Source organism: Clostridium sp. DL1XJH146 (genome assembly GCF_054819755.1).
In genome coordinates this window covers 18,282-31,132 of sequence record NZ_JBTVVN010000029.1, presented here as the reverse complement: position 1 = coordinate 31,132, position 12,851 = coordinate 18,282, and the positions used below count along the sequence as shown (strand labels likewise).

Sequence of the window (12,851 nt, the reverse complement as noted above, 5' to 3'; positions counted from 1 at the left end):
AAGCTGGCTACAATATGGACATCTTATCTTTTCAATAATAATCACCTCTTTAATAACATCTATTAAAGTATTTCACTTAAGTTCTCACCATTTAGTAGTGCCTTTTCAACGTCATTAATTTTTTGTAATTCATTTTTACTTATTGGAATCTTATATAATTCCTTCATTTTTTTATAATGTTCCTTTTGCTCTTTATCTTTTATTTTAGATAAATCTATGGACCTATAGCCCATAATTTTAACTATCTCATTATCTTCTTTTAGAGCCTTGAACATAGCTTTAAATTTCCACCAATGCAAATATTCTATGTCTTGTAAATCTATTCTATATTGATCTACAAAAGCAGAATAAATATAATCATCATCATAATCAAAATTATAAATATTTATACTGCTTTTGCCATTACCTTTAGATGAAATAATATCTTTACCACACCTATAGAACCAAAGCATTTGTTCTACAGCCTCATTAACATTTTCAGGTGTAATAGGATAATAGAGTTCTAATGCTTGCATTATTTTATTTTCATCTGGGAGATCATTATCCTGCATAAGTAATTCAAATAGAATTGAAGTACGAAAATCAGAATTAATTTCATATTCTTTTCCATCAATATTTATAAAAGTCGGAACTAAATCAATAAGGATATTCATTATTGTTTAGCTCGTCTTTGCGCCCTATTTGGAGAATATTTTTTACTAATCTTAGCCAATTCTTGTTTCTGTGAATTAAAAGATAAAACTAATTCTTCAAAAGCTTTAAGACAAACTAGAAGATTAACCTTATGCCCAAAAACTTTTTTATCAGTTCCTTCTCCAAATAATTCATTAAAAACATTGAATATTACAGTACATTGAAATCTTATACTTTCTGAAACTTTCATACCTTCAGTTTTTTTTATTTTTTCTTCAACCTCAATTAATGCATTTTCGTATTTTTCAGCTACATCAGCATCAAAAATACTAATATCTTCTAATTCAACATTATTAACAATCATTTAAATACCTCCTCCAGTTATACTTTGGCCGTAAAACCTTCAGTAAATGTTTTGCCTGTTGTATCGAATGTTCCTTCAACAGGATCACTAATACCTAAGAAGCTTCCCGAAACACCTAATTCACCATCACTATCCTCAAAACTATCTACCGCTATTGCAACGTTGAATTTTCTTGCTCTATACCCTGCAGTTTGAGCAGGCATATCTAAATCAACAATAATATATTCAGATTCTGTATCTGTACCTACAAGTTGCATTTCTCCAATATTTCTAATATATTCAATTGCATTTTCAGACACTATCTGGTCCGCATTAAATGAACTAGACCATTCATAACCTGTTACACTTTGGCTTGAACTTGATTGATTAATATATCTTCTTGAAGCAGTTTGAGCACTAGGACTTTCATTCAATTCAGTAAAACCTGCTCCTAAAAGTTCAAAAGCATCACTAATTTTTAAGTAATTAGCTTGCACCTTTCTTTTTCTAATTGACATTCATATCACCTCTCCTGTTTTTGCAAATAAGTTAATCTACATTGTATCTGATATCTCGCTTTATCAACATCTGTTTGAAAAGCATATCCGGTTGTTGTAGCTTTTAATTCTAAAGCATCTTTTTTTTCTTCCATAACCGGCAAATTACCTTTGTCCGTTTCCTCTTCCATCCAATTTGCAAAATCTTCATAAAATCCACAGTTATCTATATTCTGTAAAACATCAGGTCCATAACTTTCCCTACTAGTAAATATAAAAGTAAATTGTCTCTTGCTAGATCCATTAACATATTTTTTTATTATAGGATTAACTGGTACCTCTTCAATGGAATAAGAAGAAATATCTTTTGCCAAGTAATCTACATTGACACGGATTGCATAATCAAGTTTTTGTAGATAAGGACAAGTTTTTATAAATTTCCTAACGCTATCAATAATCATCTTGTACTCCCTCCAACAAAGTCAGCAATAGTTCTAACTATATCATTCCCTTTATCTGCCCACATTCTATTAGCCCATTGCTTACCTCTTAAACCACCATTAGAAGTTCCTTGTCTACCGTTGCCTTGATTAGTATAATATTGTTTTGCTGCATAAGGAGCATTGTAAGTTACATTAGTCGTATTAATTTCTACTGTCATGTCTTTAAGTCGGCCGCTTAGGAATGGAATATAATTGTTCATCTGTTTTGCACATTCTTTTGAAAATTTAACTTGTGCTTGACCATTATTATTCAAATATCTTCTCAATAGGATTTTTTGTGTTGAATCCATATTAATTCGTACTCTATTAGCCATTATTTACATTCCACCTCCCAGTGTCCACTTAATTCTCTAACAGACATAATTGTTGAAACATCATCATAATTATTTTCTAAATCAGTTACACGATAAGGTTTTATTCCCATTATTTCAAAATCAATCTGTCCTTTTACTACTTTATCTCCAATTGCAAAAGTTACATAGTTCGGTTTTTCAATATCCGAAAGCTTCTTAAAACTTTTAGGTGAAGTATAATTATCTATTTTATTTATAAAGATAATTACACTGTCATCAAAGTTTAATCCTTTATCACCTACGGTTGCATTTCTTTTACCCTGCCAATTAACTCCTTCAATAATAGACCTTTGATATCCATCTGAATCAATTCCCTTGTTGTAATATTTATTATAAATAGTTATGTCAGAGTTTTTAACCAATACAGCCATATCACCACATCCCTACAAAAGGAACCGGTAAAAGGACCTTTATATCATCAGTTATTGTCCATGCTTCACCCTCAGAAAAACTCACAGATTGATTTCCTTCACTAAATGATTTAACTCCTGCAGCTTTTATAGAATTTATTTTGTTTGCTTTTTCAACCAGCATTTCAACTGCTAAACCATAATTAGTCAATATATAATCTTTTGTCCACTTTCTATTTCCATTAACATTAAGATATCCTTTTATCATTCCTATAGCTCTATCTTCATCACTATACATCCATAAACCTCCTAACAAAATAGAAGAGTCATTATAAACTCTCCTACAGTGTTATAGTTCCTATCCCTAATTCTTCTCCGTGCGGTAAAGTTGGAAGAGCAGTAGCAACAGCTTTAGTAAATTCTCCTACTGGATCAATAGAAGTATAAGTTCCAACAAAGATTTTATTATCTAACATTGAAGCTTCCTCCATTTTCCCATCACCAATAAGCTTTACTTCCTCAGCAGTCAAACCATAAATAGTTTCTCCTAGAGTTTCATCACCAAACATAGAAATCTTATTTTCTGCAAAATATCTTACAGTTGTAAATGACTTAGCTCCCTCTTTTCTATATTTACCTTCATAAGTAAGAAACATAGGTAATTCTAATTGAACTAATAACTCATTTAGTTGAGCTAAAGTGACAATTCTATCTGAATTAACTCCATTTATTGCTTTTCTAACAGAATCACAAGCACATATTGCCTTAACAATTTTCCTAGAAGTGAGAGCTCTAGTAGGTCTATATCCAGAAGTAGTTTCAACAGCTGCTGCCATTGTTTCTAAATCAGCTAAAGGCGTATCGGTAGTTGGAGCATTCCAAGTAAATGACTTTTGGTTTGCAGTTGGAACCTTGTAATCAACAGTAACTTTTACTCCATTCTCATTAATAGCAATCTTACCACTATAAAGCAATTCCATTCTCATAGCTTCTACTCTTACTTTAACTGAATCAGTCATTTTTTCAGCATCTTTGTAAAGTTGAGATAATACAAATGATAACTCTGCATCAGTTCTTGGATTTGTAACTTTAATAATTTCTTTTTCTGTGAGCTTTATTTGTCTCTTAATAAGTGCTAAACTTGCAACACCTTTGTCAATTGCATCTCTACTTGCCATTTGAGTTTTAGTATCATAAGCATGGACATTTGCAATTACCGGAAGTCCACCAGTTCCTAAAATCATATCAAATTCAATATCTTGAATTTTTTTCTCAGGGAATAAGCTTTCCCCAAGCATTGCAGCCACTTGTCTTTCTTTAAAATAATTTATTAATTCTTCTGTATTAAAAACATCTTGTATTCTTGGCATTGTAAATTCCCCCTATTATCTAAATGTTATTTTTGGTAAAGCAGTTTTAATATCATCAAGTGTATTATCAAAGGTATCATCAACTACTCTGTCTTTTCTCAAATAACCTTCTACAACTAAAGAGCCTGGTTGGTCACCATTTGTAACATCAACAGTATGGAACAATACTCCAACAGGCGTTGTCGATAATGTTTCAGACCCTTCTACTCCAGTTTCAGTTACCACATTTCCATCTACATCAATTAGACTCCCAGCCAGCACATATTTTTTACCATTTTCATCAGCTTCAGTTACATTAGCAGCTAAAACAGTACCACTAAAAGCAACCAAATTAGCATTGCTATACAATATTTCCATATCAGAATCGAAAGTTGATTTTGTAAAATTCATAATTTACCTCCTTATTTGCTAGCCCAAGGATCACTTGGTGCTGCATTTGATTTATTATTTTGTTGTGCTATTGAAGCACCAATCGTTAGTTTTGTACCATCTGGATTACTTCCACCAGGTACATAAGAACTAGACTTCATTTTTTCATTTACCATAGCTTCCAAACCTTTTGACCAATCTTCACCCAAACTATCTAAGTTAGTCTTTGTTGTGTCTAAATCTTCACCTAAAAACTTTTCAACAAACTTTACTGGAAGCTTCTTTTCAAGTGCATACTTAGTAGCTTCTGAAAGCAAATCTTTTCTCGCCATTTCAGCTTTTAACTTTTCAATTTCTTTTTTAGCTTCCAAAGCTTCTTTTTTAGCTGGATCCGTAACCAAGTCAGGATACTTTTCACTAATAAAAGGTTCAAGTTCCTTTTCTAAATTATTTTCCTTCCAAGTTTTTAAAGCCTTGTTATGATACTTATCATTTTCGCTTTCTAAAAAAGATTTGAATTCTTTTTCTTTTAACTTTCCTTTAAAGGCTTCTAAAGTCATTCCACTATCTTTAAATTGTTCTTCAATATCTGTTCCGGTAAGCAGAGAATTTATATCCTCATCATCTTTAGCATTTTTAATTTTTTCTAACAATTCTTTTTTTAACATATATAATCCTCCTATCCCCTAGACTAATCAAATCACCCTAGGACACAAATTTTAATTGATTTGGTATAATTACACCCCTTGTACACAAAATTGCCCACAAGACATATTAAAACAGTTTAAAGCCATGCTTTAGGGCAAAATAAAAAAGCCTTATTTCTAAGACTTGATTTTATATATAATAAAAGCACCTACTCTTTTTCTAAGTAAGTGCTTAAAATATAACTAAATTATATTCATTAGGTATATTGTTTATATCCTTAACAAAAGCTCTAAGTTTATTTTTCACATTCATATAATAAAATTGCTTATCTTCGTCATATTTTGTTTGTTTTAAACTTACTAATGAATCATTATTTACATTGTATTCAATAAAACCATATTCTCCACACTTTTCAGGGGAGTATAAGCATTTTATTATTCCATTTTGATAAATTATCTCTTTTAAATGTACCATATACATCCTCCTTTACTTCACGTATTTAGCAAAATTATGTTTCTTACTAGCTATATTATGGGCCTCTAATTGACTAGATCCCTTTTCCATTAATACCAATTCAAGATACTCATGTTTTAATAAAACTAAATCTTGTATTTTTATATTCTTACCTTCAATTAATCTTTGCCATGATTGAGCCATATCATATGATGGATAAAATCTTTCTTTTGTCGCATTGCCCAAATCATGTTCTTTTATAAACACATGCGCTTTTATTTTATCTATTGAACTTTGTTTCCATCCAACATTTTCAGAAATCTTTTTAGTATCTGTTTTCATATGACGCACAGATTCATAATATTGCTTTGCATGATTTTGAGCTTCTGTACTATAAGGATTTAGCGCTCCACTTGTTGATACTGACTTCATTATATCACTATTGGAATTATTTTCAATATAATCTTTATCAGCAATTTCATAAAAACATCTACATAAAGGATGTCTTGGTAGTCCTAGTTCTTTTCCAAAATCATATATTTTACCATCAAATTCAGCACAATCATTACAAGTTTTACTATCTAAAGTCGCATTATACTTAAGCTTTTTAACATCAGTTTCTTTACAAAATCTTAAAAATGACTCATTTTGTACTCTTGAAACTTCTGTTTCTGCAAGTCTTTTAGCATTATAAGCACTTGTATTAAAAGTTGTTTCAATATCTTTCTTAATTTGATTAACATTTATCTTACCATTAAGAAAATCATTGACTTGCTTGTGAAGATGTTTAGCTACTTCCTTTTCATTATTCCAAACCCTGGTTGAAAAATGTTTGCCTTTAAAATTATTCCCTACTATTCCTGAAACGTCTTTTAATTTTGCATTATAACTATAAAAATTAAAAGTGTTATTAACTGTATTACTTAGAATATCCGTTATAACACTTTCTTGAACTTTACTGCTTGATTTTGCACCATTAATAATGATATTGGATAGCTTATTATATTTATTTATTTTTTCTTTCTTAGAAAGCTTAATAACATTATTTAAAATAGTATATGTCAATAATATACCTGCAATAACATTCAATATCTTATCTCTGTTTTTCTTTTGCTCCTTGTAAATTTCTTTAATCTGTTCATCTGCTTCATCATAAAGACTCTCAACAAATTCCTCTTCCTTACTCATTTGCATCACCTAAATTATTTAAATCTATTTTCAGTAATTCATCATTTTGCTCTTTTTTAACTTTTTCAGATTCAGCAACTTTATTATTAATAAAACTAAATAATCCTCTTGATGTATCTTTAGATATAGTTCCTTCTGGTACCTGCGAAAGCATCTGAGCAGTTGATAAATCATCTATTGGAATGTTAGGTGTATACAATGCTTTAATATCTTTATAATCATAATTTTTATTCTTTTTTAAATTTAAATATCTACATAGAAATTTAAGCCTATTTTTAACTATATTCTTATGAGCCTTTTCTTCAAGCTCACATTTATTTTCTAGTGCAATTAATCTAGACCTTAAAGCAATACCACTTAAATTACTAACCATATTTTCATTGTGATTAATATGGCAAGCCATTTGATACATTGTATCCACATACCTATCAAGAGTATTTTGGATAAATGTATCATTAATATTTTTTATAAGCCATTGAACATTACTATTTTTATCCTTAGCATTTAATATACCTAGTCTTTTCATATCAGGGATTTTCGTTTCATCAACTCCACATCCCGTAAATACTAAATAGGCATTTCTAAAATCACTTATTTCATTTCCTATATCAGAGAAATTAGTTTCAAATGCATCCTGTAAACCCTTAATATCATTGTATAAACTATCGTGATATTCTTCTAAAGATAATTTGCCAACACTTACTGGAACTTCACCAAATATATGATTTGTTGAGGTTGCTATTTCATTGAATTTTCCATCAAAATGATAAATTTTATCCGCAGTGTACACATCAATATATGAAGTTGTATAATCAAAATCATTTTTAAATGCATGGATAAAAAACAAAACCTTTCCTGAAGCTTTATCTGTATAGGCATATCCTTCAGTAGGTTTTATTATTTTACTGCAAAAATCAGCATTACCATCTATATAGTACAATTCATAAACTTGAGTAAAAATGAGTAAATATTTCATTAAGTCAGAATCGTGCAATTCATCCCAATGCGCAGTATAGTATTCAATATCTTTAATAACATTAGAATCATCACTCCTAGATTCATACGTTATTTCATTTCCAACAGTATAAGAAACTTCTTCTTTTATGAATTTTTTAATATAATTTGTGTTTATCTTAAGGTTAGACCTTTCAGTTACGAACTTATATTTTCTCATTGCATCAGTATCACCTTTATAATATCTATACATTTTTTCATATTTATGTTTGTATGCATTATAGGTACCATATATTTTCTTTACTAAATTCATATGGTCTGGATTATTTAAATCTAATCCAGTTTCTTTTCCAAATAGTTTTTTTATTAATTCACTTAATGTCATATAACCACCTCCTACAATCCAAATGCTCTTCTATCTAATATTTGGATTTCACTTGAAACTTCTATTTTATCAACTCTCAAGAAAAATTCAGCTGCGGCATCAGCTGCATCATCATGAAGCGTATATTTTTGACTTGCAAATTCCATAATCTGATTATTAAACCCTTCATCATCAGAGCAAAAAACAAATTCCCCTCGATTTACGAAAGGAATTATAGTAGATATCTTATCATCTTTATTTTTTCTTTGAGTTTCATTTAAAATAGTTATATTTCTATACTTAAGAACTAAATGTTCATTAATTTTTTTCTCAAGTTGGTTAGCATCTGCACCATTGAAAGTATTTTTTTCAATAAACACATGAGTAATATCAATATACTCAAGTAATAAATCAATCATATGGTCTATATATTTATCAAATTCTTGTCTTGCATTTATTTTTGCAAGCTCACCTTTTCTACAATACTTATGCCCATTGTCAGCAGTTGAACCAACCATATAAGCACTATAGTCATTCTTGCGACCTCCACCAGAAGCTGGGTCCACAATAAGCATTGTTTTAATAAATTCATGATTTTCAATATCTTCTCGGTTCTCAGTATGCATTGACTTGAACCATTTTTCGCCTATAGAATCAACATCACCTTGGACCTCTTGTTTGAAAGAGTTAGGATTTTCAAAATAATCCATTGCTAATTCTAAACAATCCCAAAACTCACTCCAAAGTGTATCAAATTGCATTTGATGCTCGTGCTGGTAATAAAATTCTTTAGCATCTTGGAGCCTTTCTATATTAATAAAATTATTTAGTATTTTCTTAAATTCTAACCATAATCCAGAATTAAAATATTCATCAACATTATCAACTAGAACTCCTCTTTCTTTTTTAAAAGTCCAAGTAGCAGTTTTAATCAATCTAGAATAAAAGCATTCTTTATGCTGCTGAGTTCCCCAAGCCATAAGAACAGTACCTTTTTTTACAACTTTACCATTCCTTTTTACTGGCCTTTGTTTTGCAAACTTAACATCATCAGAATATCTTTTCCACTTCTTTTCTCTAGCTTCTTCGGTTCTAACATCATCCTCAGATTGATAATCATCTAAAATTATAAGATCTGGTCTAACATTTTTATATTTTCTACCCCTCATTGGAGAAGTAGAAGAAATAGCCTCAACGAAAGTTTTATTAGTAAATTCTAATTGAGTAGAGTTACAAATAAAATTTCTATTCTTATCATCAAGAATCTTACCGAAAGCACTTTCAATATATTTATTTTCAAGCATATTATCCTTAATATCTTTTATGAATTTTTCAGCAGTTGAGCCTATATCAGAACAAATCAATACATAAGTTTTATGTTTATAAGCCACACTCCAACAAGTAGGTCCCAAAGTACCAAATGCACTTTTACCAGTACCTCTTGGAAGAACTCTTCCTAATTGTTCAGGTCCATTACCTATAATACTATTTTGGATATCTTTCCACAATTCTTCATGAACTGAAGCTAGTGGAGCAGCAACATTATCTTCTTTTGGTAAATAAATATCTTGTAAAAAATACATACAAAAAAACTCCAGTGATATTTGCCCGAGTTGCCACGCTAATCCATGGAACTCAAATAAATTCTTAGAGTTTTCAATAATTCTTTTTTCAGTTAATTCCTCAGCCTTATTTTCTAGAATACCTATATCAATATAAGACTTTTTAAGAAAGTGATAAAGCAACCATTTATTACGGGCTTCATCACTTGGAAACTCAAATGGTATATTCAAACTTTATCACCTACCTTTTATCTAATTATTTAGAAGCGCAGTTACTAATCCTAATACTGACGTTGCTACGCTAACACCTTTTGTCCCTAACCAGTTCATTACAGGTCTTAATTTAAACCATTTCTTATTTTTAGATTCATTACTATTATTTATTTCTTCTATTTCATTAATTTTTTCCAAAACCTCATTCATTTCTTCTTCAGATAATGAATCATTACTTTCTATTTTGTCTCTAGCTTCCTTAAATAAGACTTTCAAATCAATCTTTAACGAATTTTTGTTTACATTTGAATTGTTACTAGAGTTATCTAATGAAATATTTATGCCCGCATTATTTTGAGGATTGCTATCATTAGACTCTGCTTGCGAATACAGCAACTCTAATTTACTTTTAAGTTTTTTTATATTCGCAATATGATCAGCACGATGTACATCCCCTGTGCTATAAAAATCTGGAACATCAAAATCTAATCCACCCTTAATATTTTTTACTAAGTTCTCAAAAGTAGAGCAAATTAGCCCTTCTAGTTCTTTTGCTTTTAAATCATTGTTGCTTGCAATTACTTCATCACATAGATTAATATAATTCTTTATAAAATTTTTTTTATCCATAACACATCATCCTTTCTATATGAACATTTATTCTATAGAAAGGACTAAATTCCTTTATTTTTCTTTTGTTAATAACGTAATTTCAACATCATTTTTTATTGTTCTACTCGCTAACCTTATTATATTCTTTAGCATACCTATAGTAAGTTGGTTTTGTTAAACCTAGTAAATTCATAACTTCCGTTGGTTTCAATTCTTTTGCTAAAACTCTTTTATAATATTTAACGAATTTATCAAAATCTAATGCTCTTGGCCTACCATAATCATCCCATTCACCTCTGGCTTTTTTAGCTGCAATTCCTTCACGTTGTCGTTTTTCTTTTTTCTCCAATTCAGCCTGAGCAAATGAAGCATACATTTCTACCAGCATATTATTAATAGTTTCCATCATCATTTTAGCCATATTATTATCATTAAAAGTATTATAATCAACTAGTGTAGTTGGAATTTCTAAAACCATTAATCTTATGCCCTTACTCTGCATTTCTCTTATTTCATTTAACGTAAGTTGCTTATTCCTACCAAGTCTATCAAGTTCAGTAACTACTAAAGAAACTTCTTGCCCCTGGTCTATTTGAAATAACATTTCAGCCTTCATATCTTTATAGGCAGGTCTTTTAAAATTCTTACCAGTGCATTGATCAGTATAAATCGTATGATGCAATGTAACTTTTCTTTCTTCTACAAAATCATTTATTGACTTTATGCCTCTATCTAAATGTTGGTCTTTAGTGGATGTTCTGTGATACGCAAAATATAACATTTTAACACCTCGACTTTTAAAATTTGTTATAGAAATTGTGGAACTCGCTGACAGTGATTTTGACATTCTCTATTTTAGAATGTACCCCCTTTCAATCGACTCTCCACATATCTATAAACTAATTCTATAACTAAGGTATCATAATGTCAACACTATATATTGATACATTTATAAATTATTTAATACCACTTAAACCCATTGAATACATCGTATTCTTATATGTATCAAAATGAGTACATTTAAAGACTACTTAACAACCTTTAAATTTTTAATTTCTTCAAGCTCTGTTTTGAGAGTATTAGTATCTTTATTGCCATTATCATTGCTAATAACCTTTTTATCTTCCTTAGTGGTAGTTGGAGAGCCAAGGCATTGGTCTATCAAATACCTATTAGCCTGTAGCCTCACACGTTGGTCTGTGGAGTTATTGGCAAGGTCTTTAATATTATCTACATAGGTACATACATCTCTTGTTATACGGTCATTAGCGCTCTTTTTAATCATTCGTCTCCGGCTCTCAAGCTCAGCCCTGACGTGTTCCTTATCCTTCCAGGTATAAATAGTTTGTCTAGTAACACCTATCTTTTTAGCAACATCGCTTATATTCTCCCCTTGGAGCAACATATCAATCATAATATCCTGTTCTTTAGTAATAATATTCAACTATCCAATACCTCCTTTACTTATACTCATAAAAATAGACACCCTTTTCAAAGGTGTCCTTATTTCGTATTCTTCTATGCTACTATTATATAACGGATTCACACCCAATATATTGTTTATTTCTAAGGAGTTTTCAAGAAGTTTCTAAGGTGTTTCTTCTATAAATAGTATATTAACTATTTTATTGATTATATTAGTCTTATAAGTTGATAAATAGCTCTCTTCCAGATTAATAATCTTACTTATATTTTTAAGCTGATTTCTTTTCATATAATACTCTTCAATAAGAATTTGATCTCTTTCCCTGAATAAACTAATTACATTATCTATTTTCTCAACTTCAATTTCTTTTAACCTTTTTAATTTCCTTAGTCTAATAAGTTTTTCATCTCTTTTAACAACTTCATTCTCTACACAAGAGTTGAATTTATTAGTTGGTGCTGACTTCTCTTCATATGTTATTGCTCCAGCTCCTCGATAATCATTGTCTAAAGATTCTATTTCTAATTCTAAATTTTTTATTTTTACTTTATTTGAATTATAGTTGTATAACATAGCTTCTACTTTTTTATATTCATTCATTGGTTATCACCTCATTTTTTCTATCAAATCTTCTAACCTCTTCTTTTCAGCTTTTAGTTTCGCTAACTGTTTCCAATCTTTATAATGAATACATTTTTTTGAATCTATATCAATTTGTTCTATTCTACCTCTGTAAATTTCTTTCATATCCAAGCCCATTTTATCCTCCTTCATGTGGTTACACTTTTTTTTTCGAGTAAAATGTAACCTTTCTTAACCTCTGAACCCTTGCTATATCAAGGGTTTGAAAATATTTTTAAAAGGTTACACTTTTGTGAAAACATACCGTATATATAATATAGACATATATATGTGCCTCATACGTAGTTGTATTTTTATGTAACCATGTAACTTTATATATTTTATATAATAAATATATATATAAATACAGTTATATCAACGGTTTAAGCCGG

General features: G+C 29.7%; 19 protein-coding genes. All 19 read right to left on the bottom strand.

Features of this window, described 5'->3' with window-relative positions:
• Positions 1-62: 62 nt before the first annotated feature.
• Positions 63-653 (bottom strand): bacteriophage Gp15 family protein, encoded by a 591-nt coding sequence (locus ACVHXK_RS13480; protein WP_461206928.1) that lies wholly within the window; start codon positions 651-653, stop codon positions 63-65.
• Positions 653-997: a DUF6673 family protein gene (locus ACVHXK_RS13475; protein WP_461206927.1), complete on the bottom strand. Its 345-nt coding sequence runs from the start codon at positions 995-997 to the stop codon at positions 653-655. Before ACVHXK_RS13475 ends, ACVHXK_RS13480 begins: the two co-directional genes overlap by 1 nt.
• Before the next feature lie 17 nt (positions 998-1,014).
• Positions 1,015-1,494 (bottom strand): hypothetical protein, encoded by a 480-nt coding sequence (locus ACVHXK_RS13470; protein ID WP_461206926.1) that lies wholly within the window; start codon positions 1,492-1,494, stop codon positions 1,015-1,017.
• Between the two features lie 5 nt (positions 1,495-1,499).
• Positions 1,500-1,934, bottom strand: a complete 435-nt coding sequence (locus ACVHXK_RS13465) for a chloramphenicol resistance protein (protein ID WP_461206925.1) — start codon at positions 1,932-1,934, stop codon at positions 1,500-1,502.
• Positions 1,931-2,290 (bottom strand): minor capsid protein, encoded by a 360-nt coding sequence (locus ACVHXK_RS13460; protein WP_461206924.1) that lies wholly within the window; start codon positions 2,288-2,290, stop codon positions 1,931-1,933. Before ACVHXK_RS13460 ends, ACVHXK_RS13465 begins: the two co-directional genes overlap by 4 nt.
• Positions 2,290-2,700: a DUF6751 family protein gene (locus ACVHXK_RS13455; RefSeq protein ID WP_461206923.1), complete on the bottom strand. Its 411-nt coding sequence runs from the start codon at positions 2,698-2,700 to the stop codon at positions 2,290-2,292. The genes ACVHXK_RS13460 and ACVHXK_RS13455 overlap by 1 nt, the downstream gene beginning before the upstream one ends.
• Before the next feature lies 1 nt (position 2,701).
• Positions 2,702-2,977, bottom strand: coding sequence for a hypothetical protein (locus ACVHXK_RS13450; RefSeq protein ID WP_461206922.1), 276 nt, complete (start codon positions 2,975-2,977; stop codon positions 2,702-2,704).
• A 43-nt stretch (positions 2,978-3,020) separates the two neighbouring features.
• Positions 3,021-4,049, bottom strand: coding sequence for a major capsid protein (locus ACVHXK_RS13445; RefSeq protein ID WP_461206921.1), 1,029 nt, complete (start codon positions 4,047-4,049; stop codon positions 3,021-3,023).
• A 15-nt stretch (positions 4,050-4,064) separates the two neighbouring features.
• Positions 4,065-4,439, bottom strand: a complete 375-nt coding sequence (locus tag ACVHXK_RS13440) for a hypothetical protein (RefSeq protein ID WP_461206920.1) — start codon at positions 4,437-4,439, stop codon at positions 4,065-4,067.
• A gap of 11 nt (positions 4,440-4,450) precedes the next feature.
• A complete protein-coding gene (locus ACVHXK_RS13435; RefSeq protein WP_461206919.1) occupies positions 4,451-5,086 on the bottom strand; it encodes a DUF4355 domain-containing protein in 636 nt (211 codons plus the stop codon).
• Between the two features lie 211 nt (positions 5,087-5,297).
• Positions 5,298-5,540 (bottom strand): hypothetical protein, encoded by a 243-nt coding sequence (locus ACVHXK_RS13430; protein WP_461206918.1) that lies wholly within the window; start codon positions 5,538-5,540, stop codon positions 5,298-5,300.
• 12 nt (positions 5,541-5,552) lie between these two features.
• Positions 5,553-6,707, bottom strand: a complete 1,155-nt coding sequence (locus tag ACVHXK_RS13425) for a minor capsid protein (RefSeq protein WP_461206917.1) — start codon at positions 6,705-6,707, stop codon at positions 5,553-5,555.
• Positions 6,700-8,046 (bottom strand): phage portal protein, encoded by a 1,347-nt coding sequence (locus ACVHXK_RS13420; protein WP_461206916.1) that lies wholly within the window; start codon positions 8,044-8,046, stop codon positions 6,700-6,702. Before ACVHXK_RS13420 ends, ACVHXK_RS13425 begins: the two co-directional genes overlap by 8 nt.
• 11 nt (positions 8,047-8,057) lie before the next feature.
• Complete coding sequence (locus tag ACVHXK_RS13415) at positions 8,058-9,818, bottom strand: hypothetical protein (RefSeq protein WP_461206915.1); 1,761 nt, start codon at positions 9,816-9,818, stop codon at positions 8,058-8,060.
• Between the two features lie 21 nt (positions 9,819-9,839).
• Positions 9,840-10,430 (bottom strand): hypothetical protein, encoded by a 591-nt coding sequence (locus tag ACVHXK_RS13410; RefSeq protein ID WP_461206914.1) that lies wholly within the window; start codon positions 10,428-10,430, stop codon positions 9,840-9,842.
• Between the two features lie 103 nt (positions 10,431-10,533).
• A complete protein-coding gene (locus ACVHXK_RS13405; protein WP_461206913.1) occupies positions 10,534-11,193 on the bottom strand; it encodes a recombinase family protein in 660 nt (219 codons plus the stop codon).
• Positions 11,194-11,439: 246 nt separating this feature from the next.
• Positions 11,440-11,856 carry a helix-turn-helix domain-containing protein gene (locus ACVHXK_RS13400; protein ID WP_461206912.1) on the bottom strand — a complete coding sequence of 139 codons (417 nt, stop codon included), beginning with the start codon at positions 11,854-11,856 and terminating at the stop codon, positions 11,440-11,442.
• 144 nt (positions 11,857-12,000) lie between these two features.
• A complete protein-coding gene (locus tag ACVHXK_RS13395; protein ID WP_461206911.1) occupies positions 12,001-12,438 on the bottom strand; it encodes an RNA polymerase subunit sigma in 438 nt (145 codons plus the stop codon).
• 6 nt (positions 12,439-12,444) lie between these two features.
• Entirely contained in the window at positions 12,445-12,597 is a 153-nt protein-coding gene (locus ACVHXK_RS13390; RefSeq protein WP_461206910.1) for a hypothetical protein, read from the bottom strand.
• Between the last annotated feature and the right edge of the window lie 254 nt (positions 12,598-12,851).

Excerpts from the sequence above, each read along its gene's own strand:
- ACVHXK_RS13460 (WP_461206924.1), bottom strand. The coding sequence starts at position 2,290 with ATGGCTAATAGAGTACGAATTAATATGGATTCAACACAAAAAATCCTA.
- ACVHXK_RS13440 (WP_461206920.1), bottom strand. The coding sequence starts at position 4,439 with ATGAATTTTACAAAATCAACTTTCGATTCTGATATGGAAATATTGTAT.
- ACVHXK_RS13470 (WP_461206926.1), bottom strand. The coding sequence starts at position 1,494 with ATGTCAATTAGAAAAAGAAAGGTGCAAGCTAATTACTTAAAAATTAGT.
- ACVHXK_RS13445 (WP_461206921.1), bottom strand. The coding sequence starts at position 4,049 with ATGCCAAGAATACAAGATGTTTTTAATACAGAAGAATTAATAAATTAT.
- ACVHXK_RS13450 (WP_461206922.1), bottom strand. The coding sequence starts at position 2,977 with ATGTATAGTGATGAAGATAGAGCTATAGGAATGATAAAAGGATATCTT.
- ACVHXK_RS13420 (WP_461206916.1), bottom strand. The coding sequence starts at position 8,046 with ATGACATTAAGTGAATTAATAAAAAAACTATTTGGAAAAGAAACTGGA.
- ACVHXK_RS13430 (WP_461206918.1), bottom strand. The coding sequence starts at position 5,540 with ATGGTACATTTAAAAGAGATAATTTATCAAAATGGAATAATAAAATGC.
- ACVHXK_RS13395 (WP_461206911.1), bottom strand. The coding sequence starts at position 12,438 with ATGAATGAATATAAAAAAGTAGAAGCTATGTTATACAACTATAATTCA.
- ACVHXK_RS13480 (WP_461206928.1), bottom strand. The coding sequence starts at position 653 with ATGAATATCCTTATTGATTTAGTTCCGACTTTTATAAATATTGATGGA.
- ACVHXK_RS13410 (WP_461206914.1), bottom strand. The coding sequence starts at position 10,430 with ATGGATAAAAAAAATTTTATAAAGAATTATATTAATCTATGTGATGAA.
- ACVHXK_RS13435 (WP_461206919.1), bottom strand. The coding sequence starts at position 5,086 with ATGTTAAAAAAAGAATTGTTAGAAAAAATTAAAAATGCTAAAGATGAT.
- ACVHXK_RS13475 (WP_461206927.1), bottom strand. The coding sequence starts at position 997 with ATGATTGTTAATAATGTTGAATTAGAAGATATTAGTATTTTTGATGCT.
- ACVHXK_RS13465 (WP_461206925.1), bottom strand. The coding sequence starts at position 1,934 with ATGATTATTGATAGCGTTAGGAAATTTATAAAAACTTGTCCTTATCTA.
- ACVHXK_RS13455 (WP_461206923.1), bottom strand. The coding sequence starts at position 2,700 with ATGGCTGTATTGGTTAAAAACTCTGACATAACTATTTATAATAAATAT.
- ACVHXK_RS13390 (WP_461206910.1), bottom strand. The coding sequence starts at position 12,597 with ATGGGCTTGGATATGAAAGAAATTTACAGAGGTAGAATAGAACAAATT.
- ACVHXK_RS13425 (WP_461206917.1), bottom strand. The coding sequence starts at position 6,707 with ATGAGTAAGGAAGAGGAATTTGTTGAGAGTCTTTATGATGAAGCAGAT.
- ACVHXK_RS13405 (WP_461206913.1), bottom strand. The coding sequence starts at position 11,193 with ATGTTATATTTTGCGTATCACAGAACATCCACTAAAGACCAACATTTA.